General features: G+C 52.2%; 1 protein-coding gene. It reads left to right on the forward strand.

Features of this window, described 5'->3' with window-relative positions; all coding sequences use genetic code 11:
* Window positions 1–203: 203 nt before the first annotated feature.
* Window positions 204–623: helix-turn-helix domain-containing protein (locus tag AW165_RS18420; protein WP_212823903.1), on the forward strand; the 420-nt coding region annotated here is incomplete at its 3' end.

A 623-nucleotide genomic window follows, 5' to 3' on the forward strand; every position in this document is an offset into this window, starting at 1 on the left:
AGGAGAGTCTAACACATGACCCCATTTTATCAATATCAGCGCCGCCATCTGTGCGGTGATATCTGAACACCACAGCCTTACATTATGGCAACCGGTGCGGACACGATCCGTTAAATCCGGTCACCAAACTACGGTTTGAGATCGCCGAGAATACTCCGCAAATACTGCAAAATTTATCGACTCGTATCGAGAAGTTCGCATACTTGCGCTCAACTATCCCAATGCTTGCGAGAGCCAAGGATTCGAAACGTCAGCGTCGAAGCGAGAGCGCAGAAGCTGTCACGCTTGTGCTCAAGTGCATCGCCAAGTACATCGATCTCACTACGTTTAAAGTTGGGTTCTACCAGTACAACAGCAAGAAATGGTTCGACCTGTCTTACAAGAAAATTTGTGAGCACACGGGGCTGTCTTTGTCGCGCGTTCGTCGCGCACTGGCGGAGTTGCAGCGTGTTGGCCTGTTGGCTGTCCACCCGATTTCAGAGGCGGTGTTGGCGTCCAGTGGCGAGCTGCGGTACTACGCCAAACCCGCCATCAAAACCATCAACCTCGCGCTATTCGCTTTATTTGGGCTGACTGACCGCGTCCAGAAAGAGCGCCAGAAAGCCTACAAGCGCCAGAAACGC

The sequence above is a fragment of the Acinetobacter sp. LMB-5 genome, from assembly GCF_001541635.1.
GTDB classification, from domain to species: domain Bacteria; phylum Pseudomonadota; class Gammaproteobacteria; order Pseudomonadales; family Moraxellaceae; genus Acinetobacter; species Acinetobacter pittii.